Annotated in this window: 4 protein-coding genes and 1 pseudogene; all 5 read right to left on the bottom strand. The window is 31.5% G+C overall.

Annotated features, from left to right (window positions below; all coding sequences use genetic code 11):
* Window positions 1-85: 85 nt before the first annotated feature.
* Window positions 86-664: a YpmS family protein gene (locus tag HU235_RS23595; protein WP_174881790.1), complete on the bottom strand. Its 579-nt coding sequence runs from the start codon at window positions 662-664 to the stop codon at window positions 86-88.
* 16 nt (window positions 665-680) lie between these two features.
* Window positions 681-1,472 carry an SGNH/GDSL hydrolase family protein gene (locus tag HU235_RS23590; RefSeq protein ID WP_174881789.1) on the bottom strand — a complete coding sequence of 264 codons (792 nt, stop codon included), beginning with the start codon at window positions 1,470-1,472 and terminating at the stop codon, window positions 681-683.
* A gap of 102 nt (window positions 1,473-1,574) precedes the next feature.
* Complete coding sequence (locus HU235_RS23585; RefSeq protein WP_174881792.1) at window positions 1,575-2,111, bottom strand: SCO family protein; 537 nt, start codon at window positions 2,109-2,111, stop codon at window positions 1,575-1,577.
* A gap of 344 nt (window positions 2,112-2,455) precedes the next feature.
* Window positions 2,456-3,298 (bottom strand): DegV family protein, encoded by an 843-nt coding sequence (locus HU235_RS23580; protein ID WP_174881791.1) that lies wholly within the window; start codon window positions 3,296-3,298, stop codon window positions 2,456-2,458.
* A 443-nt stretch (window positions 3,299-3,741) separates the two neighbouring features.
* Window positions 3,742-4,174, bottom strand: a pseudogene (locus tag HU235_RS23575) (threonine dehydratase); the annotation flags it as partial.

Raw genomic sequence — 4,174 nt, 5'->3', positions numbered from 1 at the left:
TTTCCTAACTCACAATAACAGGTAGATAAATTTACCAATTATATTTTTCGCAGCAACGAACTATTTTTTGTCCGTTTTAACTTTTTTATGGCAACGGTACATTAACAGTAAAGTTTATATTATCCTTTTCTAAATCAAAACTCTCCGCCCTTGCAGTAAATCCATTTTTTAAAGTTAGCTCATTAAGATAAATATTAAAAACCTTTTTGTTAGAATTTATTTTGACATAACTCGGTAAATCATAATATGTATTCATATAAGTTAATACATATGAGACCGGCAATTGGAAACGACCTATTGATAGCTCTTTAACTTGCAACTGTAAATTACCATCAGAAATAATTTTTGGCTTTAATACTAATTGCATATCTATCGTTTTATTAAACGCTTTTATTGCTCCATAAACATTTACATAATTATTAATATCAACCCGATATTGTAAATTTTCTTGGTCAGTTTCTTCCTCAAGATAATGATTTATCAATTTTGTTAATGACTCTTTATCGCTTTTTATTAGAAAAGGAACTGTTTCATCTTGGTTACTTACTTTCGGTAAAACTTGTTTATCTGTTTTTGCCGGAATAAACAAATATCCGCCAATAAGAAGAATACACAATAAGTTAAAACTAGCCAAAAAAATAAAAGCAAATTTCCATTTTTTCAAATTAACCACTCATTTCTTAACGTATATCAACGAAGAGACTTTCAGATTTCATTTTCTCTAACACCCGATCTGCAATTAGCGAATACCCTTTTGAATTAGGATGAAATTGATCTTCTGAAAGTAACATTTCTTCGGATTCTGATATAAATATATCTTCAACTGAAACGTATATACTATGCTTATCCTTTTGTAGCATTTGTTGTGTCGACATATTCCATTCAGAAATAATTTCATCAATTTCCGTTAATTCAGGTAACATATGTTTAAATGGATTATATAATCCAATATAAACAATCTCTGCTTTAGCATTGTGTTTTCGAATCGTTGTAAAAATGTCTTTCAAATTCTTCTCAAAATTTTTCTGTTCTAAACGAAATGGCTCATAATCGAGTGAAAATAAATTTCCCCGAACAACTTTCATTAAATCATTTCCCCCGATTGTCATGATAACGAAATCCGCTTCTTTCAAACTAGAAATAACCTTTTGTTCTTTTAGTTTTTTTTGTAGATTACTTGTTTTATGTCCTTTAACTCCAAAATTAGTTAATTCAACCTCTTTTATTCTTTTTTCCTCTTCAAGCTCTTCCTTTAACATCCCAATATAGCCACCTTGGTTTGATTCATCACCAATTCCCTCAGTTAATGAATCACCAATTGCGACAACTTTTATCGTCTTAGGAATAAAGGAACTAGGAGGTTGTACTTTTGTATCAAGGCTAATAGAATTAGTTGTTAATGTTGAGCTTTGCTGTTGCAAACATCCTGTTAAAATAACAAATGAAATGAAGGTTAACACTATTTTCTTCAACATACAATCACCCTATAATTAGTTTAAAGGCAAATTATATCATTTTATAAAAATTAAATCTTAGTAAAAAAGATTCCAATTTGGAATCCATCATAATCACTACTATTTACTATTTTCCAATGCTTTTATATCTGAGATAATTTCTTCATAAGGAGTATCCGCATTACTTCCAACATAATCTTTCATTACTCTTCCATTTTGATCAATTAAATAAAAATTCGTACCATGTATGACTTGATCTGAATTTTCCGGTTTTTTTACTAGCGCTTTAAAGCTTTTACTAGCAAACTTTTCAATTTCCTCTTGTTTATATCCAGTCAAGAAGCTCCAATTATCAAATGTGATGTCATATGGCTTTGTAAATTCTTTTATCTTATCAGGGGTATCAACTTCAGGATCTACACTAAATGAGATAATTTTTGCATTTAAGCCCTCTTCTTTTATCTTTTTTTGTATTTTTGACATGTTTGCAGTCATTGGAGGGCAAACTGTTTCACAGTTTGTAAAGATGAAGTTTGCAAGCCAAACATCACCTTTTAAATCCTCTAAAGAAACTGTTTTACCATCTTGATTATGAAATTGGAAATTTTGCACTTCATAGTTAAGTGGATTTTTTATTGGAGATGCCGTTCCAAACATTTGAAAACCGATGATACCAACTATAAGTAAAAGAATAACGAAACCAATTATTGCAGCTAAAAACCTAGATTTTTTATTAAACAACTACTATTCACCCTTCACTTATCACATTTTTTTGAATGCTGATAACTACTATGAAATTTTATCAAAGAAAGTGTGGAAATTAAAGGATACCATGTGAAGGTTTTATGACTTCTTTATATCTAGTACTCTTTAATTTACTATATGTAAGCAACATCCATTTATTTACACTGAAACACCACAGTAAAATAACAGGTAAAACAAATGCTCCAAAACGTAAAAGGAAGATGCATGTTTTTTAACAAATCATCTTCCTTGCTAAATTATTCAGAGAAAAACATAAATCCTATTGCCCCTGGACCTGTATGGGTTGAAATAATTGGTGTTGTATATGAAATATCGATTTGACAATTAGGAGCAAACTCAATAAGCGCTTGTTTAAGTTTAGCAGCTAAATCATGAGCATCAGCATGAGCAATTCCAACAGCTTTAACTGTCTTGCCTTTTACATCCTCTGCAAACTGTTTGACTAAATATTTAATGGCTTGTGAATGACTCCTTACCTTGCTTATTGGCGTATAAACTCCCTCTTGTAAGCTTGCAATTGGTTTAACGTTCAATAAAGAACCAATTAAAGCCTTTCCTCTCCCGATCCTTCCACCTTTTGCTAAGTTTTCAAGAGTATCGACGGTAATATATAACCGTGTGTTTTGCCGGATTACTTCCAGCCTCTTTACGATTTTTTCTTTTTCATACCCCTCTTTTGCCATTTTTGCAGCTTCTAAAACTTGAAAGCCAAGAGCCTTGGAGATGAACATTGAATCAATAACAGTTACATCCGTATTTGTCATTTGCGATGCACCTTGCGCAGATTGGATTGTTCCACTTAACGTTTGTGTCATGTGAATTGAAATAACAGAACTTCCATCTTCACCTAAACGGTCATAAACCTCCAAAAACGTCCCTGTAGAAGGCTGAGAACTCTTCGGAAGTTCAGAAGCAACCTTCATTTTATCTATAAATTCATCTGCCTTTAAGTCGATTCCATCAATATATGTATGATTATCAATTGTAATCGATAAAGGAACGATTGTTATCCCATATTTTTCTACTAGTTTTTGATCAATATCAATTGTTGAGTCTGTTACCACTTTCACATTGCTCAGGTTCATCACTTCCCTTTGAATAGTATCTTAATTATACAGTGTATTGAACAGGTTTCAATTGTAAACATTTCCAATTCAATAGTGAATTGTGAACATTTTTCTTATTTTTTGATTAATTTTAAACTTTATAAGTTTTTAATTATAAATTAAAGACATTTTTAAAGCTTTTGTTGATATATTAGCACCTTGTATATTGGTTAGAATACGTGAGTCGCGAGCATCACACGGCAAAGGGAGATTTTACAGGCCTAACAACATGAAACCCAGACCGTTCACGGTAAGCGAAAGCCTGTAGCGGGAATAAACAAGGAAAATACTGCGCCAAATAGAAACATCATAAAGATAAAGAGGCTGCCTAACTATTTCGTTAGACAGCCTCAAAATTTTTCATTTTAATCAGTTGAATTTATGGATTTTACATTCCAATTCATGTACCTTTTCACTTAAATAAGTAAATGGAATAGATTACTATCTTTATTTACCTCTGTATAGAAAAAGCCTTTTTTCTTCATTCTTTGAACAAGTGGTTCATAATCACCTTTGTGCTTTAATTCGATCCCTACAAGAGCAGGTCCATTTTCTTTATTATTCTTTTTCGTATATTCAAAACGGTTAATATCATCATTAGGTCCAAGTACTTCATCTAAAAATTCTCTTAAAGCACCTGCACGTTGCGGAAAGTTAACAATAAAATAATGTTGTAATCCTTCATAAATCATTGAGCGTTCCTTAATTTCCTGCATACGACCAATGTCATTATTACCTCCACTTACGATACATACAACATTTTTCCCTTTAATTTCCTCCCTTAGGAAGTCTAATGAAGCAATTGACATTGCGCCTGCAGGTTCAGCAACAATTGCATTTTCATTATAT

Source organism: Metabacillus niabensis, from assembly GCF_902829255.1.
Taxonomy (GTDB): domain Bacteria; phylum Bacillota; class Bacilli; order Bacillales; family Bacillaceae; genus Metabacillus; species Metabacillus niabensis.
The sequence above is the reverse complement of the archived record's forward strand: the minus strand, read 5'-3'. Positions and strand labels throughout refer to the sequence as shown.